Origin of the sequence: Arthrobacter sp. H35-D1, assembly GCF_030063185.1 — a bacterium.
Taxonomy (GTDB): domain Bacteria; phylum Actinomycetota; class Actinomycetes; order Actinomycetales; family Micrococcaceae; genus Specibacter.
Window position 1 is genome coordinate 84,441 of the sequence record NZ_JASISP010000012.1, and the last position, 23,697, is coordinate 108,137.

Annotated in this window: 24 protein-coding genes and 1 pseudogene; 17 read left to right on the plus strand and 8 right to left on the minus strand. The window is 60.7% G+C overall.

The features are described 5' to 3' along the window. Positions 1–83 precede the first annotated feature (83 nt). From QMG25_RS13120 to QMG25_RS13150, 7 genes are all read left to right on the plus strand, one after another. Complete coding sequence (locus tag QMG25_RS13120; protein ID WP_283460886.1) at positions 84–752, plus strand: response regulator transcription factor; 669 nt, start codon at positions 84–86, stop codon at positions 750–752. Further along, on the plus strand, positions 749–1,969 hold the full coding sequence (locus tag QMG25_RS13125; RefSeq protein WP_283460888.1) for a sensor histidine kinase: 1,221 nt from the start codon (positions 749–751) through the stop codon (positions 1,967–1,969). Before QMG25_RS13120 ends, QMG25_RS13125 begins: the two co-directional genes overlap by 4 nt. Positions 1,970–2,077: 108 nt before the next feature. Continuing rightward, positions 2,078–2,356, plus strand: coding sequence for a hypothetical protein (locus QMG25_RS13130; RefSeq protein ID WP_283460891.1), 279 nt, complete (start codon positions 2,078–2,080; stop codon positions 2,354–2,356). Between the two features lie 37 nt (positions 2,357–2,393). Next, a complete protein-coding gene (locus QMG25_RS13135) occupies positions 2,394–3,317 on the plus strand; it encodes an FAD:protein FMN transferase (protein ID WP_283460892.1) in 924 nt (307 codons plus the stop codon). Continuing rightward, a complete protein-coding gene (locus QMG25_RS13140; RefSeq protein WP_283460894.1) occupies positions 3,310–3,867 on the plus strand; it encodes a ferric reductase-like transmembrane domain-containing protein in 558 nt (185 codons plus the stop codon). The genes QMG25_RS13135 and QMG25_RS13140 overlap by 8 nt, the downstream gene beginning before the upstream one ends. Next, positions 3,864–5,117 carry an NADH-ubiquinone oxidoreductase-F iron-sulfur binding region domain-containing protein gene (locus QMG25_RS13145; RefSeq protein ID WP_283460896.1) on the plus strand — a complete coding sequence of 418 codons (1,254 nt, stop codon included), beginning with the start codon at positions 3,864–3,866 and terminating at the stop codon, positions 5,115–5,117. The genes QMG25_RS13140 and QMG25_RS13145 overlap by 4 nt, the downstream gene beginning before the upstream one ends. Beyond that, positions 5,114–5,356, plus strand: a complete 243-nt coding sequence (locus tag QMG25_RS13150; protein WP_283460899.1) for a ferredoxin — start codon at positions 5,114–5,116, stop codon at positions 5,354–5,356. Before QMG25_RS13145 ends, QMG25_RS13150 begins: the two co-directional genes overlap by 4 nt. Before the next feature lie 50 nt (positions 5,357–5,406). Here QMG25_RS13150 and QMG25_RS13155 read toward each other — a convergent pair whose 3' ends face one another. Both QMG25_RS13155 and QMG25_RS13160 read right to left on the minus strand, forming a co-directional pair. Then, entirely contained in the window at positions 5,407–6,129 is a 723-nt protein-coding gene (locus QMG25_RS13155; protein WP_283460901.1) for a VIT1/CCC1 transporter family protein, read from the minus strand. A gap of 1,146 nt (positions 6,130–7,275) precedes the next feature. Continuing rightward, positions 7,276–7,640: pseudogene (locus tag QMG25_RS13160) on the minus strand (thioredoxin family protein). 601 nt (positions 7,641–8,241) lie between these two features. On the opposite strand from QMG25_RS13160, the gene QMG25_RS20555 reads away from it, so the two are divergent. From QMG25_RS20555 to QMG25_RS13175, 3 genes are all read left to right on the plus strand, one after another. Beyond that, positions 8,242–8,736 (plus strand): rhodanese-like domain-containing protein, encoded by a 495-nt coding sequence (locus tag QMG25_RS20555; protein ID WP_502866401.1) that lies wholly within the window; start codon positions 8,242–8,244, stop codon positions 8,734–8,736. Positions 8,737–8,890: 154 nt separating this feature from the next. Next, positions 8,891–9,499, plus strand: coding sequence for a rhodanese-like domain-containing protein (locus QMG25_RS13170; RefSeq protein WP_283460903.1), 609 nt, complete (start codon positions 8,891–8,893; stop codon positions 9,497–9,499). Continuing rightward, positions 9,496–10,260: a sulfite exporter TauE/SafE family protein gene (locus QMG25_RS13175; RefSeq protein WP_283460905.1), complete on the plus strand. Its 765-nt coding sequence runs from the start codon at positions 9,496–9,498 to the stop codon at positions 10,258–10,260. Before QMG25_RS13170 ends, QMG25_RS13175 begins: the two co-directional genes overlap by 4 nt. A 93-nt stretch (positions 10,261–10,353) precedes the next feature. Here QMG25_RS13175 and QMG25_RS20560 read toward each other — a convergent pair whose 3' ends face one another. From QMG25_RS20560 to QMG25_RS13185, 3 genes are all read right to left on the minus strand, one after another. After that, entirely contained in the window at positions 10,354–10,521 is a 168-nt protein-coding gene (locus QMG25_RS20560) for a DUF8730 family Cys-rich protein (protein ID WP_154604974.1), read from the minus strand. Positions 10,522–10,829: 308 nt separating this feature from the next. Beyond that, entirely contained in the window at positions 10,830–12,134 is a 1,305-nt protein-coding gene (locus tag QMG25_RS13180; RefSeq protein ID WP_502866402.1) for an MFS transporter, read from the minus strand. Positions 12,135–12,231: 97 nt separating this feature from the next. Continuing rightward, a complete protein-coding gene (locus QMG25_RS13185; RefSeq protein ID WP_283460906.1) occupies positions 12,232–13,632 on the minus strand; it encodes an MBL fold metallo-hydrolase in 1,401 nt (466 codons plus the stop codon). A gap of 191 nt (positions 13,633–13,823) precedes the next feature. Here QMG25_RS13185 and QMG25_RS13190 point away from each other — a divergent pair, with 191 nt between their 5' ends. The 7 genes from QMG25_RS13190 (at position 13,824) to QMG25_RS13220 (ending at position 19,662) form a co-directional block, all read left to right on the plus strand. Next, positions 13,824–14,081: a metal-sensitive transcriptional regulator gene (locus tag QMG25_RS13190; protein ID WP_186760291.1), complete on the plus strand. Its 258-nt coding sequence runs from the start codon at positions 13,824–13,826 to the stop codon at positions 14,079–14,081. Positions 14,082–14,264: 183 nt separating this feature from the next. Further along, positions 14,265–14,540, plus strand: coding sequence for an SHOCT domain-containing protein (locus tag QMG25_RS13195; protein WP_283460911.1), 276 nt, complete (start codon positions 14,265–14,267; stop codon positions 14,538–14,540). Further along, entirely contained in the window at positions 14,540–16,027 is a 1,488-nt protein-coding gene (locus tag QMG25_RS13200) for a multicopper oxidase family protein (RefSeq protein ID WP_283460913.1), read from the plus strand. Before QMG25_RS13195 ends, QMG25_RS13200 begins: the two co-directional genes overlap by 1 nt. 56 nt (positions 16,028–16,083) lie before the next feature. Beyond that, complete coding sequence (locus QMG25_RS13205) at positions 16,084–16,494, plus strand: DUF302 domain-containing protein (protein WP_283460915.1); 411 nt, start codon at positions 16,084–16,086, stop codon at positions 16,492–16,494. Positions 16,495–17,358: 864 nt separating this feature from the next. Next, a complete protein-coding gene (locus QMG25_RS13210) occupies positions 17,359–18,591 on the plus strand; it encodes an MFS transporter (RefSeq protein WP_283460916.1) in 1,233 nt (410 codons plus the stop codon). Position 18,592: 1 nt separating this feature from the next. Further along, entirely contained in the window at positions 18,593–18,952 is a 360-nt protein-coding gene (locus QMG25_RS13215; protein WP_283460918.1) for an ArsR/SmtB family transcription factor, read from the plus strand. A 239-nt stretch (positions 18,953–19,191) separates the two neighbouring features. After that, positions 19,192–19,662, plus strand: coding sequence for a peptidase (locus tag QMG25_RS13220; RefSeq protein ID WP_283460920.1), 471 nt, complete (start codon positions 19,192–19,194; stop codon positions 19,660–19,662). Positions 19,663–20,018: 356 nt separating this feature from the next. Here QMG25_RS13220 and QMG25_RS13225 read toward each other — a convergent pair whose 3' ends face one another. From QMG25_RS13225 to QMG25_RS13235, 3 genes are all read right to left on the minus strand, one after another. After that, complete coding sequence (locus QMG25_RS13225) at positions 20,019–21,134, minus strand: hypothetical protein (protein ID WP_283460921.1); 1,116 nt, start codon at positions 21,132–21,134, stop codon at positions 20,019–20,021. 860 nt (positions 21,135–21,994) lie between these two features. After that, positions 21,995–22,339, minus strand: a complete 345-nt coding sequence (locus tag QMG25_RS13230; protein ID WP_283460924.1) for a helix-turn-helix domain-containing protein — start codon at positions 22,337–22,339, stop codon at positions 21,995–21,997. Beyond that, complete coding sequence (locus QMG25_RS13235; RefSeq protein ID WP_283460926.1) at positions 22,336–23,445, minus strand: tyrosine-type recombinase/integrase; 1,110 nt, start codon at positions 23,443–23,445, stop codon at positions 22,336–22,338. Before QMG25_RS13235 ends, QMG25_RS13230 begins: the two co-directional genes overlap by 4 nt. Positions 23,446–23,697 lie beyond the last annotated feature (252 nt).

The window sequence follows — 23,697 nt, forward strand, 5'->3', positions numbered from 1 at the left end:
GTCTGTTGGGGCCCTTCACCGATAAGTGCTCAGCCTGAATTTCCAAGCTTTCAGGCCTCACCTCAACGTTTATACTTCACTTCATGGATGATGAACCTTGTGTGTTGGTGGTGGAGGATGATGCCGCGTTGGCGGCAATGCTGGCAGACCTGCTGGGTGGTGAAGGTTACGAGGTGGTGGTTGCAGGTGATGGCCAACGTGCCCTTCACGAGGGACTCAGCCGGCATTTTGATGTGATCGTGATGGATCGCGGTCTGCCAGCCATTGAGGGGTTGGACGTCTTGGAGCGCCTGCGTCGCAAAGGAGTGGCCACCCCGGCGCTCATACTCTCGGCCTTGAGCAATCCTGCAGACCGCGTTGAGGGGCTGAACCGGGGGGCAGAGGACTATTTGGGTAAGCCTTTTGACATCGATGAACTGCTTGCGCGGGTCAGGTCTCTGCTCAGGCGCCACTCCGACACGTCCGCTCTGGTGAGGGTTCCTGGTGGATCGCTGGATGTTGGTACCCGGATGGTGACTCTCGACGGTTTGGGCATGGTGGTGCTGTCCGAACGGGAGAGCGAGTTTTTGGAGCATCTTGCCCGGCGTCCCCAGCAGGTCTTTACCAGGGAGGGTCTTTTGGAATCGGTGTTCGCCGATGCCGATGACAGCGGCGTGGTTGATACCTATGTACACTATCTTCGCAAGAAACTGGGCCGCGCGTGTGTGTTGACGGTGCGCGGACGCGGCTACGTCTTGGGACCACTGGCGTGAATACCAGGGATGTGGCAGAGCTTCGCCGTTCGGTGGTTCGTCTGGCGCTGCAGTTCACTGTGCTGATTGTGGTTCTTCTGGCTGTGATGGGCGGCCTACTGTACTCCATCGTGGCAGCCAGCACGGCCGAAGCCCTGAACAAAACACTGATGGGTGCAACCCAGATCGACTCTCCCCGCGACGCACCCGCAGGCGTCTACGTCGCGATTGCCGACGAAGACCAGGTAAAGGTCTCTCCAGTCATGCCCGCAGGGCTCCCGGACCAAGCAGCCATGAACCGTGTGGACGCTTCGCAGTCGGATGAACAGCAAAGCCTCGAGGTGGGCGGGCACACCTATGAAGTGCTGACCACCATTCGCAACGACAAAGTGGTGCAGGCCGCCGTGGACACCCACGAGGGAAGTGAGTCATTGAACCGCTTGGCATGGTCCATGGTGGTTGCCGGAACTGCGGCGGCCTTGCTCGCTGCTGCCGTGTCGGTCTGGATGGCGGTACGGGCCATGCGGCCACTAGCCGAGAGCCTGGCCTTGCAAAGGCGGTTCGTGGCCGATGCCAGCCATGAACTCAGAACGCCGTTGACATTGCTAAGCACACGCTCCCAACTCCTGCGCAGGAAGCTGGAGGTGCCCGGGACCGATTTTTCCAGGGAAGCTGTCTCAACAGAGGTCAGTGCGATTGTCGAGGACTCACGGCTGCTCACCGGAATTCTCGATGACTTGTTGATTTCCGTGGACCCCCGCTCCGCCGTGGCCCACACCGCGGTGGATCTGGCAGAGGTTTCCCGCAACGCTGTCGCCTTGGCCATGCCCCAGGCAGTGCAACGCTCCATCCAGCTGGCCCAACCTGCCATGGCGGTGCCTATCTTGGTTCAAGGATCGCCGGTTGCACTGCTGCGCGTCTTTACCGCACTGATTGCCAACGCAATGGACCACGCCCAGAGCGAAGTCAGCGTAGCTGTGAGCAGCAAGGGTACTGACGTATGCATCGAGGTCTCTGACGACGGTCCTGGATTTATGCCAGGAACCGAGTCACGTGTCTTTGAAAGATTCTCTTCACTGCGCCCGGCGTCTGTGGGTGCGGGGCCACCACGTCATTACGGGCTGGGTCTGGCTTTAGTGGCAGAGATTGTGGCACTGCACAACGGCAAGATCACGGTGGGATCCGCACCCAGTGGCGGCGCCGCGATAAGGATCATCTTGCCCTTGGCAGCCAAGTAGCAGAGGGCCATTCATCGCAGCTTGCTGGCTCTGTCTAAGAAAGCACAAAGATTCCGCAGGGATGATGGAGGTAAGAATACTTCACCAGCAACCAGACCGGAGCAGACCATGACGAAGAGAAACAGCGGAAAGCAATGGGCGCTCAACCTCACCACGGCCGTCACCGTGGGCAGCTTTGCGGTTCTCGGAATTGGTGCCATAGCCGTGGACCAAGCCACGGGGAGCCCCGGAACAAGCACTAAATCCGTCAAGAGCGCAGACAAGGGTGACACATCGCAAATCAAGGTCCCAAACCAAAACACTGGCGCCTATGGTGGATACTCCGGTGGCAGTTCCGTGCAATCCGGTAACGGCACGGCCACCAACGGCACATCGTCCGGGTCCTGATATGGAGTCCAAGTCGTGGACGGTGTGGGGGCTGGAAGTGTCTATCACCGTCACGGCGCCTGGGCTGGCATCCGCAGCTGAACGGGTGGTCCGGGAAGAAATTGCAGGCGTCGACGATGCTTGCAGCCGATTTCGAAAAGACTCGGAACTTGTATGCCTGCAGCCGAAGCTGGCGGCCGGGGCCACAGTGAGCCCTCTGCTGGCGATGCTGGTCAAATCTGCACTGGATGCTGCCGCATGGACTGACGGCGACGTGGACCCGACCTTGGGCAGGGACTTGGAAGCCCTAGGCTACGACCGGGACTTAGCCGAAGTTCAGCTCAGCCCGAGTGGGACCGTGATCCATGACCCGCGGGTGCAGCAGCGAAGCGCCGGCTGGAACCAGGTTCACCTCGTGGGGCGAAAGCTGAGTGTTCCCGAACACGTGCGTCTGGATTTAGGGGCAACTGCCAAGGCAGTCGCCGCCGACCGCGCCGCACAACGGGTTGCCGCAGAACTGGAATGTGGGATCCTGGTCTCCCTGGGCGGGGACATTGCCACCGCCGGCCCGGCACCGGAGGGAGGGTGGCAGGTGCTGGTGCAGGACATGCCCGGGGATCCCCGGCAGCAGGTCACCCTGCGCGCGGGCCATGCCATGGCAACCTCGAGTACCCAGAAACGGCGGTGGCAGCATGAAGGCCGCACCGTTCACCATATTCTTGACCCCCGGTTCGGACTTCCAGCGGAACCGGTGTGGCGTTCCGTTTCGGTGGCTGCGCCGTCGTGCCTGCAGGCAAATGCTTTCAGCACGGCAGGGATTGTGCGGGGCTTTACCGCCGTTGAATGGTTTGACCGAGTTGGCATCGCCGCACGTCTGGTCGACGCGCGGGGGCGAGTGTCCACGACCGCTGGCTGGCCCAAGGACGGGAACCAGCATGAAGGGGAAAGCATGGCCATGAAGGGAGGGGAATCGGATGGATAACGCCTTGTGGGCTTTTGGCCGGATGAGTGGTGTGGTCTCGTTGGTCCTGTTCAGCGTCGCAGTCATACTGGGGATCCTGAACAGGTCTGGCAGGCCATTGTTTGCCATTCCGAGGTTCTCCATGACGCTGTTGCACCGCAACGTATCTTTGCTGGCAACAGTTTTCTTAGTGTTCCATATCGTGGCGTTAATGCTGGATTCGTACGCGAAGCTCAACGTGATTGACGTGTTTGTTCCTTTCCTGGGCGGCTTCAAGCCGTTCTGGCAGGGCCTGGGCACGGTGGCTTTTGATCTGGTTCTTGCAGTTGTGGCCACCGGGCTGCTGCGTCACCGTTTGGGGCAGCGGAGCTTTCGCGCCATCCATTGGCTCAGCTACGCGATGTGGCCCATTGCTCTGGGACATGCCATTGGCAACGGCACCGACGGCACCAGCAAGTGGTTTGTTGTGCTTGCCGCGGGATCCCTTGCCGCCGTGGGTGCAGCGGTGGCGTGGCGGTTGTCAGCGAACTTTTTGGAAACCGCCAAAGCCCGGCAAGGCGGCCTGTCATGACAATCCAGGAAGCAGTAGGACCCGCCGTGGATACTCTCAGGGGCAGTGCCGGAACGTACCAGCTCTTTGCCGCCGGCTCCAACGCGGGCCTGGCCGAACATGAACAAGCCTTCGGGCCATTATCGCTAGCTGCCATCGATGCGGGCTTCATGTCGGTGTTGGGAGAGTCGGGCCTAACAGGAAGGGGTGGAGCGGCTTTCTCCTCTTGGCGGAAGGTTGCGGCCACGGCCCAGGGCCGTGGCGCAGCGTTGCTGCCGGCCAAACCGGTAGTCATCGCCAACGGTGCCGAAGGCGAACCGCTCAGCTTTAAGGATAAGACCCTGCTTGCCCATGCACCCCACCTGGTCATTGACGGACTCCTGATTGCCGGGCGGGCCGTATCAGCGTCGCTGCTCTACATCTACACAACACCGGCCGCCATGCCCGTGGTGGAAGCCGCCGTGGCCGAGCGCCGCGACGCCCGCAAAATCAAGGTGGTCCAAGCCCCGGAAACGTTCATTTCAGGGGAGGCAAGCGCCGTGGTCAACAGCATCGCCACCGGCGTTGCCCTGCCGCTGGACAACCGCCGTCGACTCAGCGCAGCAGGGCTCAAAGGCAGGCCCACCCTAGTGTTGAACGTGGAAACACTGGCCCATGTTGCCCTCATTGCCCGGCACGGGTCCGGGTGGTTCCGGGCAGCGGGATCGGAACGGGACCCCGGAACCCGGCTCGTCTCGATCTCCGGCCAGGGTGCCGGGCAGGTCTTGGAAGTGGAAGGGGACGCACGACTCTGCGACGTACTCTCAAGTGCCGGAGTGGACCTCTCCACTGTAGGTGCCGTGCTGGTGGGTGGTTATCACGGCCGGTGGGTCCGGGACTTGGAATGCCGGTTGTCTCCCTCGGGGCCGGGGGAGAACGTGATCAACCCCGGCGCGGGAGTACTCCATATACTCCCTGCGCGGGACTGCGGGCTTGAGGCCACCGCACGGATCCTTGACTACCTTGCACGTGCCTCCGCAAAACAATGCGGCCCCTGCATGTTTGGCCTGCCAGCCATGGCCCGTGTCCTGAGCGCCATCGCCTACGGGGACCGAAACCCACGATTAGTCCTTGAGCTGGAACGTCTCACCAAGCTCGTCGGCGGTCGGGGTGCCTGCCATCATCCAGACGGGACAGCACGGCTGGTCAGCAGTGCCTTGGAGATGTTCGCCGAGGACATGAAGGCCCATCTTTTGGGAACCTGCACCAGAGAAACCAGGAGCGCAATATGACTGAAATACTCCACATCGACTGGACCCGCTGCGACGGGCGGGGGCTGTGCACCGAACTGTTGCCCACCGTTTTGGTCCGCGACGACTGGGGCTATCCCTTGGCACTGCAGGCCACCAATGGTAACCGCAGCAATCCCGCCATCAGTCCCGGAAATATTGAAGCGGCCCGCGAAGCTGTCCACTTGTGCCCAAAATTGGCTCTTAGCCTTGTCCCAGAACAGGCCAAACCCCGACAGTAGGAGAGCTCGACAGAAACGCACATACTAACGCTGGACAAACGTGGGAGTAGCTACATAATCCCGCTTGCTCCGAGGGCGGTACCGATACCGTACGTCGCCGCGAGGGCTAAGGCTCCACCAACGACCAGACGCAGCGCGGACGTGGTTTTGGAGCTGCCACCGATGGAAGCGCTCACCGTTCCCGTCAAGGCAAGGGCAAACAGCACCGCCAAGAACGTCACCGGGATCCGCCATTCCGCTGGCGGCAGCAAGATGGCCAGCAGAGGCAGGATTGCGCCAACAGTAAACGCGGCTGCAGAGGCGTAGGCCGCCTGCCAGGGATTGACTTCCTCATGCTGGCTGATGTTCAGTTCAGCGGCCAGATGTGCCGACAAGGCATCATGGTCCGTCAGCTCAAGGGCCACCTGTGCCGCAGTGGCATCGCTGAGGCCCTGAGCACGGTAGATCCCGGTGAGTTCGGCCAATTCAGCGTCCGGGTCATCAGCTAGTTCGCGGCGTTCCTTCTCGATGAGCGCCCGTTGGCTGTCTCGCTGGCTACTCACAGACACATACTCACCCAGCGCCATGGAAACAGCACCGCCAACCACTGCGGCGATTCCAGCCACAAGAATGGGGGCAGGTAAGTTCGTCACGCCTGCGACTCCCACGACGGTGGCGGCGACGGACACGATACCGTCATTGGCCCCGAGAACCCCGGCCCGCAACCAGTTCAGGCGTCCGGCGATATTGGCCGTGTGCGGTTCATTGTCATGGAAGCCCATTAGTTCGCTCATGAGCTCAAAATAGCAGCCCGGTCAGATCGGAAAAACTTAGTAGAGGCTCACAGTTTGCCTTGGTGGTCTTGCCGCGTCAGGCATCGGGGTTCTTGCCTGCGTTCGGCTTGCCTGCGTTCGGCTTGGCCCCGGGCAGCTTCTTCCGGGGGTTGGTTCTGTGCCGGGAGCTATTGCTCCCATAGCGACGAGGCAGTGGGAAGGCTGGGCTTGAATCCGCCCGTGACGCCGGATTCCGTCATGGGGACGCGCCGCCAGACGGACCGGATTTGGTGGGAAAGAGCGGCCGACAGGTAGTGCATGCACCGCTCCCATCGGCGGAGGGTGATACGGCGTTCCGCTCGAGTTGGAGCCGATCCCGCAACGCCCAGCCCAACAGGGAAAGGGAGCGGAGCGCGAAGGCGGGCTCGATCACCCTTGCCAGCACTGCGGGGGAAGCGCCGGTAAACAGATGGGCGGCCATGGCCCGCTGGCCGGTGGACGTTGCGATCACCAGCCCGGTCAGGCCGAGCACCGGCCAGCGAGTATCGCAGACCGTAGCCTCGGCCCCGATCGGAGCGCGGAAGTAACTGCCGGCCACCAGTCCTACCAGGAGTGACCCGACCGCAACAATCAGGGCATTACACCAGGTGGCCCCGGCGACAGTCACCATGCCGTTCAGTGAGAGAAGCGCGACCGCGGCGGCGGCTATGGCGATTCCTGCCACAGCCACCCTCGCCCACTGCCAGCGGCGAAGCTGACGCCATTCAGCACCCAGGGAATTCAGCCGCGCGTGGACTCCTCCCCGGTCAATGCCGGCCGGAATTTACGGTTCGATCCTGATATTCGTGGTCATGTCTGTTCCTAGCTGTGCAGGGATTGTGCGGGTGCCGGCGGGCGGCGAGCGATCCGTGCGGTGCTAACGATGACAGCCACCACGGCCATCCCGAGGAAACCGTGTCAGGAGTAGTCCCCTGGAGTAAGGACCCGGCCGGCCAACGCCCCTGTACTCGACGCGTACCGGCTAGATACCGCCGGATCCAGGACCATGAGGGCCAGCTTTGCGCTGCCGGAAGCTGTGATGAAGGGCTTGCTGCTCCTACAGGCTTCTTGTCGCCTCAGCTGGGCGGGCATCGGGCTCGAGGACCGGGGCGTGGGCCCGGTGGTTTCCTACGAGACCGTAGCGGCGGCCATTTCCGCCTGCACTTCTTCCATGTCCAGTTCCTTGATGCAGCTGATGAGCTGTTCAAGTCCGGCTGCGTTCATGGCTCCCGGCTGGGAGAAGACGAGGATCCCTTCCCGGAAGGCCATCAGGGTAGGTATGGAGGTGATGCGGACGGCGGCGGAGAGTCCGAGCTCGGCCTCGGTGTCCACCTTCGCGAAGACTATGTCCGCATGGATCTCGGATATTTTGCTGAAAGTGGGGGCGAACATCCGGCAGGGCCCGACCAGGCTGCCCAGAAGTCCACCAGCACGATGTTGTTGCCGGTGATGGTGTTGTTGAAGGTTTTCTCGGAAATATCGATGATTGTCATGATAGAAGAGCATACCCTGGGGGGTATATGGTTCAAGGGACCGAGCGGCATTCATGGATTCGCATTTATACCCCTATGGGTATTATGCTGGATAAGGAAGATGCCAACCGGACTTCAGGACATGGCGAAAGGACGCTAGGCATGAAGAGCATTTCAATGGACGATCTGACAGCACCGGTCTGCAGTTTCCATCATCGACGTCCGGAAAGAGAAGAAGTATTTGGAGGCTTACGTTCCGGGAACCTTGAGTGTTCCATTCTCGGTTTTCCAGCAGTCCCTTGGTGACGTTCCCATCGGGCGGACTGTCTATGCGAGGTGTGATTCTGACGGCTATAGTTCCAGCGCCACGGAGCACCTTGCCTGGAAAGTTATGACGCGGTCAATGTCGTGGGTGGCATCAGCGAGTGGTACCGCAACGGTCATTCGGTCACTACTAGGCCGGGGCAAGTGAGCATGTCCTGCGCTGCCCGCCTCCAAGATATCCAACCCGGCCGCGATTCTGGCAGGCGCCGCACCATCAACCAGCTCAAGTGCGCCAAGGTACAACTCACGGGACTGATTGCTGCCGTCCAATCCGGGGCTGTGGGCCGTCTGCGGAGTCATGGACAAAGCCAAATTCGAGCTGGTCACGACGGGGACCGGCGACTACCTCATGGGGCCAGCGGCCTCCGCTGGCAGAAATCCGCATACTCTTCATGCTCTTGACCTGAGCATGCACCTGCCTCCTCCCGGGGGAACCCCTAAGTTCACTTCTTACAGGGCGAGAGCCCTGGACTATCGAAAGGTCCAGCCCATGGAAATCACCCCACAGCAGCTCGCCGAACAGCTCAAGGGCGGCTACGACGCTCAGATTATTGATGTCCGTGAATCAGAGGAAGTCGCCGACGGCATGATTCACGGTGCCAGACACATCGCCCTGGGCGAATTAGTCGAGCGCCTCAACGACCTGGACAAGTCTCGTCCCGTCATCGCAATATGTCGCAGCGGAGCCCGCAGTGCGGCTGCCGCGGATCAGCTCGCCGCCGCAGGTTTCACCGCCTACACCGTGCCGGGCGGGATGCTCGATTGGACAGCCGCAGGCTTTCCGGTCAGTTGACCCCAGACTGTCCGGGCGGCATGTCCCCACGTGCCGCCCGGACTTCCACTTGCCCGGACCCTGTCCCTGACATGACCAACCGGACGGTGGATGGCGGCTTCACACAAAGGCGGGGCCGCCGCCGGAAACGTTCCACAACAGACCGAAAGAGATCATGACTTCCTTGAAGACGACTAGCACCATTGATTCCGTTCCGCAGTCCATCGATGCCTCAACCCTGAAGTTCTGGGAAGACAACCATGACGATCTGATGATCATTGACGTGCGCAATGGCGCAGAGTTTGATTCCCTGCACATAGTGGGCTCCTACCATGTGCCCCTGGCGATGCTCAGCGAGCACGTGGACGAATTCGCTGCAAAAATGGGCACCCGTGTGGTGCTTGTCTGCCAGACGGGCAACCGAGCCGAGCAGGCCCGCAAACACCTTGATTCCGTCGGCCTGGCCGGCGCCAGTGTCCTCTCCGGAGGAGTCCCCGCCTACGCTGCTGCCGGCGGAAAAGTCGTCCGTGGCAGCGGTCCCTGGGCTCTGGAACGCCAGGTTCGGATGACCGCCGGCTCCCTGGTGCTCGCCAGCATCATCGCGGCGAAATTTGTCTCGCCCAAACTCGGCCTGATCGCTGGCGGGATCGGGGCCGGACTGACATTCTCTGCTGCAACGAACAGTTGCGCCATGGGACAGATGCTCTCCAAGATGCCGTGGAACCGCTCCGCTAACGAGCCCACCGCCCACCAAGCGCTACAGAACCTGAACACGCGGGCATGATCGTAACCGCGGCCGCGTTTGGGCTGATCGTCGGCGCACTGCTGGGCCTAGTCGGAGGCGGCGGATCCATCCTCGCCGTGCCCGCCCTGGTCTACGGCGTGGGGCTGCCGCTTGCCGCGGCCATCCCGACGTCGCTGGTCGTCGTCGGCGCTTCCTCCGCCGTCGCGGTCCTGCCCCGGCTACGCAACGGAGTGAACTGGGGCCTGGCGCTGATCATCGGCGCCGCCGGAACTGCGACGGCGTACCTCGGAGCGGCAGTCAACCGTCTCCTGGACCCCAAAATTCTGCTGCTGACCTTCGCCGTCATCATGGTCTTCGCCGGCATCCGGATGCTCATGCCCACCACTAGTGCTGGAGGTGCCTGCGCGCTGCCCGGCGGCGGGATCAACTGGCGCAGCTGCCTTCCCAAGGCAATCGCCACCGGCGCCGTCGTCGGATTCCTCACCGGCCTGCTCGGCGTCGGCGGCGGCTTCCTGATCGTCCCGGCACTCACCCTGGTGCTCGGACTCCCCATGGCACTGACGGTCGGGACGTCCCTGGTCATCATCGTCATCAACTCAGCTGCCGGCTTCGCCGCCCACCTCGGAGACCTACAGATCGACTGGGCAGTCACGGCAGCCTTCGCCGTAACCGCGATGGCTGCCTCACTCGTGGCCGGACGGTTCGGCACCAGAATCCCGGACAAGGCCCTCAAACGCGGCTTTGCCATCCTCGTCCTGGTGATCGCCGCCTACGTCGCACTACAGGCACTACTCTCCTGAGATACACGGCAAGGGGACAAGGAAGAGCCGAAGGACATGTCCTCCGGCTCTTCCTTGTCCCAACAGCTGTTTCTGGGTTCCGTTAGGGCGGATTTACCGTCCGAACAGCTTCGCGAAGAAGCCCTTGCCAGCCGACTTTTCCTGCTCGTGCCCGCGACAGCGCTGGGAGGCCGGAACTCCGCGCATGACCTGGTCAACGTGCTGGCCACAGCCCGCCCACGTCGTCTTCTGGCACTTTTTACATGTCACTGCACGGCACATCTGCTTGCTCCTTCGTCTGGATGGATTGCCCCATCAGTATACCCCATGGGGTATTGAGTGTTCCCCGAAATACTTCACCCGCCAGACATTGGCACCCCAATGCGCCGGGTGGGGTGTGACGCGGATGCCAAAAGAGAGCGCAAGTCATGCACCAGCTCGTTGTTAAGCCGAATCGGGGACCGTATGGAAGGGGTGATCGGTATGGTCAGACAGGCTGGATGGGGGACGGGTAAGTGCACTTTGTTAGGGATCAGCGTTGTTGGGTTGTGGCATCTGGGCCAACGCGTACCTTTCCCGGAAGCAGAAGGCTAGAGGGCAGGTTTGTGGTCGGTGCCACGCATCCGTACAGCCACGAGGATTCCCGATAGTACGGTGACGGCGCCAACGACGGCGACCGCCGCTGGGATGCCGTAGGCGTCCGCGAGGATACCGGCGACCAAGGCGCCGACGGCGAATCCGCCGTCGCGCCAGAGTCGGTAGATTCCGACGGAGCGTGCACGCCAGGCTGGGTGGGCGACGTCACCGATCGCGGCCAGCAGAGTGGGGTAGACCATGGCGGTGCCGGCGCCCAGCAGCACGGCGGCAGCGAGCCAGATCCCGAAGTCTTGCCCGAGGGCAACCATTCCCAGGGCTACTGCCTGGACGAGCATGCCGCCCACGATCAATGGTTTGCGTCCGTACTTGTCCGACAGGGCGCCAGTGACGAGCTGGCCCGCACCCCAGACAGCTGGGTAAACGGCCGCTAGGATACCGATGCGCTCGATGCTCAGTCCGGCGGACGCGAACAGGACAGGGAACAGCCCCCAGGCGAGGCCGTCGTTGAGGTTGTTCACCATGCCGGCCTGGCTGACCGAGGACAGGGATTTGTCCCGGAAGCTGGTCAGCGTGAAGACCTGCCGATTGCTCAGATCCGCACGTGCACTGGGATGGGCCACGGTGTGGTTGGCGGCTTCCAGTTGGGCATGGTGATGGGTTTCCTTCACGGACAAAACGGAAAGGCCCAGGCCCAGGGCGATGTAGGCGGCACCGAGTAGGAACGGTCCCGGACGGAGCCCATAGTTGGCTGCAATGTAGCCGGTGGCCAGCGCGGTGGCGGCGACGCCGAGGTAGCCGGCCGCTTCGTTCAGGCCCATGGCCAAGCCGCGACGTGAGGGTCCGACGAGGTCCATCTTCATCATCACGGTAGTGGACCAGGTCAGGCCCTGGCTGATGCCCAGAATCACGTTAGCGGCCACGATCCAGCCCCAGGAAGGTCCGAGAATCAGTAGCAGTGGGACGGGGATGGCGATGAACCAGCCGGTAACGAGGACCGGTTTTCGACCGTAGCGATCGGAAAGGGTGCCGGCGAAGTAATTCGTTCCGGCTTTGGCCAGCCCGAAGGCCAGGATGTACGTCAGCGCGGATGTGTAAAGGTCCAAGTGGAAGACCTGGTCCGCCAGCAGGGGCAGCACCGTCCGTTCCTGGCCGAGGGTTCCGCCGACAAGGGCGTTGACGGCCACCAGGAGCATGAACTGGGCCAGGTTCTGACGCAGCCCCAGCGTGACGGCGGTGCCTTGAGGGTGTTCGCGCCGCACTGTGCGGTCTTGCGGTGACGGGGTGCTGCGGGGCGACATCTTCTAACTCCAGCTCTTTTGGACATGCGTTGGCTGCGGTCGGGACACCCGACCGCCGCCAACGCATGTCAATCAATTAATTCAGGTACTGACAGTCTCAGTTGCTGGGCACAGTTTCCCGTTCCTGCTGCCAGGCGGCGTAGCTGCCGTCAAGTTCGACGACGTCGTAGCCAGCCCGGCGCAGGGCAGAGGCAGCCACCGAGTTCCTGACCCCGCTCTGGCAGTACGACACGATGGTTCCTTCCCTCGGGAGCTCGTCCAAGTGCCACATGACACGGCCGCCGCTGAGCTGGTGGGAGCCATGGATATGACCGGCGGCGTGTTCGGTGCGGTTGCGGACATCCAAGACCATCGCTGCGCCGAAACTGTCCAGTTCTTCAGGCTGGATGAGCTGCGGGGTGCTGGCAGGCAGGCCCTCGATGCTAGTGACGTAGCCGGCGACAGGGTCGATGCCGACCCGGACCAGGTGGTCCCACATCTCCTGCGCGGCAGACTGGCTGGGGGCCAGCAGTACCAACGGGTTCTTGTCCGTTTCAGGATTCACAACCCAAGCACCGAAGCTTGCGGCGGACTTCCCGGCCGGGATGTTCAGAGACCGGGCAACCGTGCCTTCGTGGACCTCAGCGTTGGAGCGGGTGTCAACAAACGTCACCGCGTCCTGGGAAAGGTCGCGGACGACGTCGGCCGTGGCAAGTTCTGCCAGCTGGGCGCGTGCACCCATCACGGCAGGCCCTTCCCGGTTTTCGCGCTTCATCCGGGCGAAGTAAGCATGGGCGTCAGGCTGGCCGTCGAGGAGTTCGTTGATGAAACCTTCCTCGTCGTTGGCCGCGAGATATGGGCCCCACCAGGCGTAGAGACGCTCGTAGCCGACCGTGGAGGACGGGACCGCACCCAGGGCCTTACCGCAGGCACTGCCAGCACCGTGCGCAGGGTGGACCTGGACGTAGTCGGGCAGGGTCAGGAACTTATCCCGCAGGCTGGCGAACAACTGCTTGGCTCCCTCAAACCGGGTATCGACGCCGCCAGCTGCCTCATCGAGCAGGTCCGGACGGCCCAAGTCCCCGGAGAAGACGAAGTCACCGGAAAGCAGGTAACCAGGCTCGTCGGAAAACGCGCCGTCCGTGACCAGGAGGGAAAGGTGCTCGGGGGTATGCCCCGGAGTGTGGACGGCCTTGATGCTGATGTTGCCCACGGTGATTGTGTCGCCGTCGTAGAGGCGTCCGCCGTCGAATTCGTACTGCCAGTCCGGGCCACCTTCGCCGGAGACATGGATTTTGGCGCCGGTGGCAGCGGCCAGTTCACGGGTTCCGGACAGGTAGTCGGCGTGGATGTGGGTCTCGGTGACCGCGACGATCGTCATGCCGTTCTTCTCCGCAAGCTCCTGGTAGACGGCGATATCGCGTCGTCCGTCCACTATTACGGCGGTGGCGTTGGCCTGGCAGCCGATAAAGTAGCTGGCCTGAGACAGGTCCTCATCATAAATGCGCTCAAAAAGCATGGGACTCTCCTTCGTTGGGCGGTGGGGATTTTCCGGAAGGGATTCTCCGTTCCTCTATTCACAACGGTAATACCCCATGGGGTATCTGGCAAGCGGGCCGAAACCGCCCGGGTGCAGGCGCCCGACCGCTAGCCTTTATACCCTTAGGGGTATAGAGTGTAGAAAATACCTACCTAGCTTTGGAGCACACCGTGGAACTTGATTCAACAGAAATCACCCCGATTATCAACCGCCTCAAACGCGCCCAGGGGCAGCTTGCCGCCGTCACCCGCATGCTCGAAGAGGGCCGGGACTGCAAAGACATCGTCACGCAGCTCGCAGCGGTCTCCAAGGCGTTGGACCGGGCAGGATTCGCCATCATCGCCACTGGCCTGGAGCAGTGCATCACCAAAGAGGATGCCAGCATGAACAAGAAGGACCTGGAAAAACTTTTCCTGTCCCTCGCCTGAGCCGCAACAACCACACCAAAACCGAACCCACGGAGGGCGAGTTTGTCTCGCGTGCCGGGTCCAGACAGCACTTAGGGTCCAATGCGGCCGGGCACTTTATTGGCAATCCTTACACCGGTCCCGCCACGACTCCCGAGGCGGCTGGCGGAACAGCTGCCAGAGGAGAAATGAAGGAGAAGGAAAATGATGAACGGATATGGTTCGGCGATGGGCTGGACGTGGTTGTTCTGGCTGCTCCTGATTATCGGCATTGTTCTACTGGTCATCTTTGCCGTGCGAGCCTTTTCCGGGGGAATCACCCGGCCCGGGACCGGCCGGGGTCCAGGAGCGGGTACGGAACCCCGCGGCACTATGGGTGAGACTACCGCCCGACGGATTCTGGACGAACGCTACGCCAAGGGAGAATTGAGCACAGAGGAATACCGCGAACGGCTCAAGGTCCTCGGGAACGATACCTAATGCAACCCCTCAGCCGCCGCAGTGCCCTGTTCCTGGGAGGTGCCGGGGCCGTGGCCACCGCAACGGGTGCGGCAGGATTGCTGTGGGGACAGGGCCCTGGGTTCCTAGCCGCCGTCGGGCAGGAACTGATCGAACCACAGGCCCTGCATAGTGCCGATGGTCGGCTTCAGGTGAAACTTTCAGCGGCCCTGGGCCAAGTGCGCATCGCAGGCAAGGACGCCACCGCGCTGTCCTATAACGGGTCCCTGCCCGGCCCCACTCTATTTCTGCAGCCCGGGGACCGGGTGAACGTGGCGCTGGAGAACAAGCTGACGGATCCGACCAACCTACACGTCCACGGACTGCATATCTCCCCGCGGGGCAACAGCGACAACGTGCTGGTTTCGGTCGAACCGGGAACGTCCTTTGACTATGAGTACCGGCTGCCGGCGGACCATCCGCCGGGTGTGTACTGGTACCACCCCCATCGTCACGGACGCGTTGCCGACCAGATCTTCGGCGGCCTCTACGGGGCGATCATCATCGAGGACTCCCAGCCCGTGCCGGTCAGCCGGGAACGGGTCCTAGTCATCTCTGATATCTCCCTCACCGGGGGCGGCTCCATTGCCGCCGTGTCGGCGATGGAAAAAATAATGGGCCGGGAAGGTCTCATGGTCCTGGTCAACGGCCAACTGAGCCCGGACCTAACCGCCCGGCCGGGCGAGCGTGAACGATGGAGGATCATCAATGCCTGCACCTCCCGGTACCTGAAACTGCGCCTAGATGGCCAGCACCTGCAGCTGCTGGGTCTGGATTCGGGCCGCTTCCAGAATCCCAGGGACGTTGAGGAGGTGCTGCTGGCCCCGGGCAATCGGGCTGACCTGCTCGTCACCACCGCCACAGGGACTGCCATCCTGCGCACCCTGCCCGTGGACAGAGGAAGCATGGGATCCATGATGGGCGACAACAACGGAGGCGGACAATCCCGGCCCGGCCCGGACGGGACCGTCCTGGCCACCCTTTCCGTTACCGGCGCACCGGCCGTTGGGCTGGGGCCCGTCCCGACCCAGCCGACACCGCGGGATCTGCGGGCCACCCCGGTAACAGCCCACCGAGAACTGGTCTTCGCCATGGATATGAGCATGAACAGCGGCGGCATGGACGGTGGGATGGGGTCCGAGATGATGAGTTTCACCATCAACGGCAGCCCGTTTGATCCGGCAAGGGTCGACACCACGGTCCCGGCCGGTGCCGTCGAGGAATGGACCCTGCGGAACACCAGCCCAATGGATCACCCCGTGCACCTGCACGTGTGGCCGATGCAGATCATCGAACAAGCCGACCAGCCCGTGGATAGCGCCGCATGGCAAGATGTGGTCAACATCCCGGCCCGCAGCAGTGTCCGGGTCCGGATCGCCTTCGATGACTTCACCGGCAAAACCGTCTACCACTGCCACATCCTGGACCACGAGGACAGCGGCATGATGGGATTGATCGAAGTCCGGTAACCCAGCGGCCTTACAGTTCTTTGCATGATTGAGAAAACCGATGAAGGAGCACAACAATGAGCTACGCACACACCATCACCGTCGCCCTGCCCTACGCCGAAGCAGTAACCCGGACCCGTGAAGCCCTCTCGGAGCAGGGCTTCGGCGTTCTCTCCGAAATTGATGTCCGCGCCACCTTCGAGGCCAAGCTCGGGTCCGATGCCAGCCAAGGCCTAGGCGACTACCTCATCCTGGGAGTCTGCAATCCTGCCCTAGCCCAGAAAGCTCTCGCCGCGGACCCCGACATGGGACTGCTGCTGCCCTGCAACGTTGTGATCAGGCGCGGATCCAACAGCGACACCACCGTCATCCAGACCATCGACCCGCAGACCATGGTGCAGCTTAGCGACGCCCCGGCCGTCGCCGAAGTCGCCGCCGACGCCGATCACCGACTCCTGGCAGCACTAAAGGAACTCGAAACCGCCTGAGAACCTGCCAACATGCGGCGAGGGACCGCCCGCGGACAGAACGAATACGGTTGAACTCTGCGTGGCACAGAAGCCCGCCATCCACTGTGCTGTGTCGGCTGGATTATTCACCCGGTGCCTGGCTCAGCGTGGCCATGTTGGCGGAAACCACTGGGTGCTCGAGTTACCATCAGGGGTCAATCCGCGTAAACTTGAGGCAACATTCTAGACGGCGAAAATCGGCGCCCCGGAACGCTGGCTTCCGGTCGGGAAGCCGGCCGAAGGTGGTGGCCGGCTTCCCTAAAGGGTTCTCGCCGGGAACACACAGGCGTTCCAGGTACTCCTTTGCGCTCAGTTCACCGCGTGAGTATCGCTCAGCAAGGATCTCGCGGGCACCTGTGGGTGTCTCAGCGGCCCCGATCTCCGTATCTTAGGGGTTCCCGGCTGTTGTTCTGGATAATGTCGTCGCCAGCGGCGCGGACCTCGCAAATGATGACCCAGATGAGGCCAATAGCCAACAGCAGGCCTATGGCCCACCACGCGCCCATGCCGAACCCGATGTCTCGCCTCATCTAAGTTAAACCACGGAAACCCCGAATACATGCGATTTGGTTCAACTGTAGTGAGATGAACTTGCTGCAGTTATCTCACTCCAGTTGAACCGAAACCTCGAATCCAGGCTCAATTTGGATCTGCCCCGTAAATTGCTCGTCTCGGGTATCGATAGTCCGAGAGGGGAACCCTGAACGAATGGTGCCCCAGCCCTGCCCAGGGATCGTCTCAGGCGTCGGATTGTAGACTTGTAGCAAAGAATCGAAGTGCACGAGTGCACACCTATGCACATTAACGGTATGGTGAGTTGATTGATTCTTGGAAAGGGTCCTGATGCTTGCAGTGTTTCGGGTACGTGCGTACCGCAAATTGTTTACTGCCCAAGTGGTCGCTCTGCTCGGGACGGGCCTGTTGACTGTGGCTTTGGGGCTGTTGGCCTTTGATTTGGCTGGTGACCGGGCCGGGGCCGTGTTGGGGACGGCGTTGACCATTAAAATGGCAGCCTATGTTTTGGTGGCCCCGGTCATGGCAGCTTTGGTGGAGCGGCTGCCGCGCAAAATGGTCCTGGTCGGTGCGGATGTGGTTCGTGCCGCGATAGCGTTGTCCTTGCCTTTCGTGGCTCAGGAATGGCAGATCTACGTCCTGATTTTTGTTCTGCAGTCGGCCTCGGCGACTTTCACACCGGCCTTTCAGGCCCTGATCCCTGTCATTTTGCCACAGGAGCGGGACTACACCCGGGCGCTGTCGCTCTCGCGCTTGGCCTATGATTTGGAATCTTTGGTCAGCCCCATGATCGCCGCGGTGTTGTTGACCGTTATCTCTTACAACAACCTCTTTTTGGGCACGATGGCCGGGTTCTTGGCTTCGGGCGTGCTGGTGGTTACCACCGTTCTGCCACCGGTCCCGGTAGCGGGGAACAAGGGTTCGGTGCTGCATCGCACGACGTTGGGTGCACGGATCTTTGCCCGGGTACCGTCGCTGCGTGGCTTGTTGGCCTTGAATCTGGTCGTGGCGGCCGCGACTGCGCTGGTGCTGGTCAACACGGTGGTTTACGTCCGGGAAATCTACGGGCTATCCAATACTGATGTGGCCGTGGCCTTGGCGTGTTTCGGTGCTGGTTCGATGGTGGTGGCATTGACTGCGCCCCGTGTGCTGGAGCGCGTGGAGGATCGATCCCTGATGCTCGCCGGGGCCTTGGTTCTCATCGTGGGGCTGGGCGTTACGGTGTTCATTTCTGCCTCCGCTTTCCCGTGGTGGTTGTTGTTGGCCTTGTGGGTGGTTTTGGGGGCGGGGACGTCGATGATCAACACGCCCTCTGCTCGGTTGTTGCGCCGTGCCGCGACGGACGCGACCAGGTCCTATATCTTTACCGCGCAGTTTTCCCTCTCCCATGCCTGCTTTATGATCACCTACCCGGTGGCTGGGTGGATCGGGGCAGGGATGGGGCAGCCCACTGCCGCGCTGGTCCTGGTAGTTCTCGCTACACTGGGTACTGGGTTTGCCCTTAGATTATGGCCGGCGCACCCCACGGAAGCGATGCTGGAAACAGTACGGGAAGGTGCATAAGATGACCCAGGCGCAGCCTGCACCGGAACCGAGCCTGCATCACCCAGACGAGCCCAATAAGGAACGGCTGGAGGCGGCGACCTCAACGTTTGGGATGCTCGCAGACCCCACCCGGCTACACATCCTGTGGTTGCTGGCAAGGGAGCCGGCTGATGTGAGCCAGCTCGTGGAACGCACCGGAGCCAGCCGCACCTCGGTCAGCCAGCACCTGGCCAAACTACGTTTCAGCGCACTGGTTTCCACACGTAAAGAGCATCGTCACGTGATCTACTCAATCTCTGACGGGCACTTGGGCCGGTTAGTCCAGGAAGGCCTTAATCATGCTGATCACCGGGTGAGTGGGGAACCAACCCACGAATAACCCCACCCATCGCCACCGGCCCGGAATAGAGCACAGCAGAAAGGACGCCAAATAACCACTGCGCCTCTTTGCGCTCGTTTCATGTTGGAGTCGCCGCTGCAATCGTGCCTTTTCTGGCGGCCTCGCGCTGCCCCAAATAAACGACTTGCTAGTCAAGACCATCACGGATCCGGCGCGCGAAAACATTGCTGACTCTGAGCCGTCCACGCACCACGTTCATCGATGAGAAAGCCGGACTTATGAGGTACTCACGGGAGGGACAGAATCTACTGGCAAGCATCCCCGGCCACGGCACTTTCACTGTGACCGCGGAGGCGGTGTCCATGATCGATGTGTTCGGCGGTGTTTTGCATTGCTACCAAGGCTGCGGTGGCTGCCGCAAGCAGGGCCTGTATTTCTCACGAACGGAACCGAAGAAGCTGCTTCGGTGCCTACTCAACGGTCCAGAGCAGGCTGGAGGAGATACCGACGATGATTGGGGCCTGCCAACCGGGGAAGAGATACTGATCAGTGTCAGCCACGAACTGGCAGCTAAGCTTGACGGCGCCGTCTTGGACTTCGGTCAGTACAACAAGATCCAACGCTTCGCGTGGCTGACAATGCCCGCCGTCAAGGGACCAGCCTGCACCTGCCGACGCTCCATCGGACCATCGGCAGGAAAACGCTCACCCTGCCTTGACGACCAGCGGATCGGCCTGACCGACCTATAAAAAACGAAACCCGACACAACTACCAACGTGGTGGCAAGGGAAAGGCAAAGATACGAAAGATTTGTGGTGTCCGCAAACGGTCACCACCGAACACATCAGCCCCTGACATACATCGTGCGACTGCTGGCCCGTCTACTGCTCTGTAGGGTGTCCGGGGGTCTGACCCGTGACGGTGGTATGAAGCGGAACGCTGTTTTGGCTACTTGAACGCCCAGCTGGAGTTACATGGAAATTGCTGGAGGGTTAATTTGTCGTTTTTTGCTCTCAGATGCCTATGCTGATCTTTTCTAGCTTTCGGTGCCATCAGTAGGATCCCTCTTTCACGCAACATCCGGTATTTAATTCGGTATGGATGCCTAGCCCGGTTCTGTCGTGAGGCGGGCTCGGGGGTAGTCAGCCCAGTCGTGACCACTGTGGGCGCTCCAACGTTCCGCGGCATAAATTGATATGCCCAAGAGGTCGGCAAGCACGGAGGGCGGGAGGTCTCTGGCAAGGCTCAGGAGCGCAGTATTCTTCGCGGATCTTAGATTGATGCCCCTCTTCACGAGTGGTGCGGTCAAGGCCGCAGTTGTAAGGTGTCGACCGGCTCGCTCGCCTTTAAAGAGCCATATGTTGTCATCGTGAACGGCTCTGGTCTCGGTCCCCAACAGCTGCCGCAACAACAATCCGAGTGCTTCAGGGAGCTTGATCGGTTCGGTTCCGAGCGAAAGGTATGTAGTGTCGCCGTCTCTCCTGACCGCATCCCGTTGAAGAGAAACCAGTCGAGTAAGTGCTGTCCCGTAGACGATGGCAAGGAGCCCGCCGACGCGCGAGCTCAGCTGAATTTCGTTCGTTGTGAGGAGAACTTTCACCCAAGCCCATCGCTGATCATCGGAGCCCCCTGCAGCCACCAGTCCTGTTTTCAGGTACTCGCTGCGAAGTCGGGTCAACCCTTGGGTGCGTGCCCAGCGGATGAAGGGCGTGAGCTCTTTGCCAATCCTGCCGCGGGTTGCCACGTAATCATCAAAGATGCGCTGGGGCACGACGCCCATATCCAGGTCGAGCGCATCGAGCCTATCAAGGAGCTCGGAGACTGCGATCAGATGGGCTTTGGATACGGTATAGCGGCTGCTTTCATCTTTGGTGCTGAGATGCGCGTCCTCGGCAAACCGAGGGTTGACGATCCATGTGGCGTATCGCCTGAGCAGTGCCCGTCTGGATGGGTTTGGGAGAGTTGCGAAGAATTCTCTTTCCCATACTTCTAATCGAATGCGATCGAAATTTTCTGTGGGGACGACTCTGGATTCCATGAGTAGGGCGGCGAGGTACCCGATGGCCCTCTTCGCGCGGTGTTCGGCTACCGCATGGAGGGAAATTGGGGTGTGGCCGGAGGTCATGTCATGAACGACCTTCGCCATGGGGCTGTTTCTTATCCAGACAAGAACTGAATCGGCTTTGGTTGGGTCGCGGAGCAGGTAACTCTCCAGGGCCAATAGCTGTGGTTGTGTGGTGCCGTCTTCTTTGGATATTAGAGCTCGTAGGAGTCCGGGGATGAGGCATGCCGCGCAGCGGATGCCGCTGAGTGGCTTTTGGTCGTTACCGCAGCCGGCGCATTTGCCCAGGTCATGCTGGTCGGCGCAGCTCGGACAGATGGGACCATTTTCACTGAAGTACGGTGCGATTCTGTGGTTGCCACAGCGAGAGCAGGTGCGAGGATAGCGGAGAAGTGACTGGTTGCATCCTTGGCAGAGGGGCCATCCGTCTCTTGTGGCTGCGAGAGAGCGTATGTTTCCACAACGAGCGCAGATGATTGGCGGCGGGGTGTAGCATCGTTCGCACACGGGACCTGTCGCGGTTCGTTGGATGATGATTCCCATTTTTTCGCAAACGTTGCAGATCTCGTGGCTCCGTTCATCCTGGCGCCAGCATCTTGTGCAGAATGGGGCACCGCCGATAAGGCGATGTCCGCCCGCATGGATTTGGCCGCAGCGAGTGCAAGACGGCGTAGTTGCGCGGCGGTTGCATGTTCCACATCGCTTGCCTCCTTGCCCGTCGCGGTGAGGAAGCTTCATAGTTCGACTGCAGGACGAACAGCGGGGGAGCCGAATATTCTCGAAGCCGCTCGCACGGAGGCCTTTGATTAGGTTGTGGGCTGTTGGCGTTGCGTCGGAGCGACCCGATGTGAGTAGGTCAGGTTTTGATGCTAGTTCCTGAACGAACCGGACACGGGTCTTCGGGCCGCCCGAATTCATTGCTATTGAGATGATGAGCGAGCTGGGTAGTTCTGGCACTTCTTTTTGGCACGCCCGCGCAATTTCTTCGAGGATTCGGTCTGGATCTTGGGGCGGCGGACTCATTTGTGTCCTGGATCCTGTTGTGGGCGGTGAATCCGCGCGGGTCTTGGGCGCAGGTTGCCGATGGTTGTTCGAGTCTGTTCAACCGGGGTTGCGACTGCTTTCTCTTCTACGACTCGAACTTCTATCAAGTCGGAGGCAGTGCAGTTCAAGGCAGCGCACACTGCACCGATAAAGTTCAAGTTCGCGCGCTCGGGCGTTTGGGTCACCAGCCGAAAGACTTGCTCCCGAGAGAGGCTGACACCGAATTCTGCAAGAAGGGGAATCAATTCAGTGGTCTTAAAGAGTCCCTGATCAGCCATCAAACGTCGTAGGTTCCATATGGTCTCAACACGCTTGGTCATGATTTCTCCAGGTCATTGAAGCGGTGCAGAGCGTCGGCTAGGATTCGATTTTTGAAGTCGCCGCTGACAGAGGTATAAATTGCTGTCGTTGATGAATGTTGATGACCGACCTGTTCTTGAACGAATCGATCAGCATAGCCGTACTCGATCAAATGAGTGACATAGGAATGACGCAGGCAGTGTAGGGATAACGCAGGATCGAGGCCGGCTTCACGCCGCAGAGCTGTAAATCTTCGGTCAATGTATTCAAGGGACACCCGCGTTTTTCGTTCGGTAGGCCACAGGGCTGCAAGACTGCCCGGAATAAATAGTGATCGATCTTCCTCGATCCACTGCGTCATGCCGTCTATCCACCAAGCCAATTCCGGGACAAGTAAGACGGTTCGCCGCTTTGGTGCGCTACCCTTGCTCGCTTTGCCCCATCGAACATGTATGGCCGCGTATTGACCCCATTGGGGGACACGTGCATTCCCATGAAGGTCCTGTATATCCAAACCCCGTAGTTCTGCCCGCCGCAGGCCGAAGGAATAAGCAGTCTTGAACATTTGGGCATCTCGAAGTGCTGCCAACGCCCCCTTTCGGCCATTGCGAACGGCGGCTTCGACACGGGAGTCCGCATAGTTGAAAAGTGTCTCAATCTCATCGAGAGTTAGTGCCCGACGCCCTGGGTGGCCTTCATTATCCACGAGGTGCTTCGTGGTGTTCCACGGCAGGCAAATCTGCGAGGGCGTGTCTCCGAATTTGGTCTCGCAGATCTCTACCCAGTCATAGTCAGGGCTGACGAGATAGCTGCAAAAAACCTGCAATATCCCCTGCCGGTGCCTGATAGTAGAAACGGCGAGGTTTTTGGAACGCATGAAGCTCGAGTAGTCATCCAGATCTGAAGCTTGCCACTTCCAAGGATAGGAACCTGCGTATTCACCGAAGTGCCTAACGACGGTAGTTCGCTCATTGATGGTGGCGTCAGTCAGACTTCGACTTCGTTGTTGTTGCTCCCAAGATCCGAGCATCGATTCGTAGACCGCTTCGTCTGGGTGAAGGGCCGCGATCCCGGAATCGAGTGGAAGCACTTGCCGGAGGTTGCTAAGGTCTAAAAATTGTTGCATCTAATTACTGACTGTATGAATAGATGCAACAAGTGTCAATGGTCAATTCGACACGTCAATGGCTAGGCTGGAGTGGCAGCAATCGCAATCGCGGAGCTGGATCCAATTGATCACGAAAAGACGAGTCTGGGGTATTCAGCTGACCGGCCTAAAATAGAGGGGTGATCGAGCTTCGACCCCGGGCTGGGGTGGATTACCCGCGCTCTGCTGGTGAGTTCCGTGCATGGTTTGCGACCGACGCTGATTGTCTGG

Coding starts and splice junctions, on each gene's coding strand:
- QMG25_RS13120 (WP_283460886.1), top strand. CDS start 84: ATGGATGATGAACCTTGTGTGTTGGTGGTGGAGGATGATGCCGCGTTG.
- QMG25_RS13130 (WP_283460891.1), top strand. CDS start 2,078: ATGACGAAGAGAAACAGCGGAAAGCAATGGGCGCTCAACCTCACCACG.
- QMG25_RS13140 (WP_283460894.1), top strand. CDS start 3,310: ATGGATAACGCCTTGTGGGCTTTTGGCCGGATGAGTGGTGTGGTCTCG.
- QMG25_RS13145 (WP_283460896.1), top strand. CDS start 3,864: ATGACAATCCAGGAAGCAGTAGGACCCGCCGTGGATACTCTCAGGGGC.
- QMG25_RS13150 (WP_283460899.1), top strand. CDS start 5,114: ATGACTGAAATACTCCACATCGACTGGACCCGCTGCGACGGGCGGGGG.
- QMG25_RS13155 (WP_283460901.1), bottom strand. CDS start 6,129: ATGAGCGAACTAATGGGCTTCCATGACAATGAACCGCACACGGCCAAT.
- QMG25_RS20555 (WP_502866401.1), top strand. CDS start 8,242: ATGGACAAAGCCAAATTCGAGCTGGTCACGACGGGGACCGGCGACTAC.
- QMG25_RS13170 (WP_283460903.1), top strand. CDS start 8,891: ATGACTTCCTTGAAGACGACTAGCACCATTGATTCCGTTCCGCAGTCC.
- QMG25_RS13175 (WP_283460905.1), top strand. CDS start 9,496: ATGATCGTAACCGCGGCCGCGTTTGGGCTGATCGTCGGCGCACTGCTG.
- QMG25_RS20560 (WP_154604974.1), bottom strand. CDS start 10,521: ATGTGCCGTGCAGTGACATGTAAAAAGTGCCAGAAGACGACGTGGGCG.
- QMG25_RS13180 (WP_502866402.1), bottom strand. CDS start 12,134: ATGTCGCCCCGCAGCACCCCGTCACCGCAAGACCGCACAGTGCGGCGC.
- QMG25_RS13185 (WP_283460906.1), bottom strand. CDS start 13,632: ATGCTTTTTGAGCGCATTTATGATGAGGACCTGTCTCAGGCCAGCTAC.
- QMG25_RS13195 (WP_283460911.1), top strand. CDS start 14,265: ATGATGAACGGATATGGTTCGGCGATGGGCTGGACGTGGTTGTTCTGG.
- QMG25_RS13200 (WP_283460913.1), top strand. CDS start 14,540: ATGCAACCCCTCAGCCGCCGCAGTGCCCTGTTCCTGGGAGGTGCCGGG.
- QMG25_RS13205 (WP_283460915.1), top strand. CDS start 16,084: ATGAGCTACGCACACACCATCACCGTCGCCCTGCCCTACGCCGAAGCA.
- QMG25_RS13210 (WP_283460916.1), top strand. CDS start 17,359: ATGCTTGCAGTGTTTCGGGTACGTGCGTACCGCAAATTGTTTACTGCC.
- QMG25_RS13215 (WP_283460918.1), top strand. CDS start 18,593: ATGACCCAGGCGCAGCCTGCACCGGAACCGAGCCTGCATCACCCAGAC.
- QMG25_RS13220 (WP_283460920.1), top strand. CDS start 19,192: ATGAGGTACTCACGGGAGGGACAGAATCTACTGGCAAGCATCCCCGGC.
- QMG25_RS13230 (WP_283460924.1), bottom strand. CDS start 22,339: ATGACCAAGCGTGTTGAGACCATATGGAACCTACGACGTTTGATGGCT.
- QMG25_RS13235 (WP_283460926.1), bottom strand. CDS start 23,445: ATGCAACAATTTTTAGACCTTAGCAACCTCCGGCAAGTGCTTCCACTC.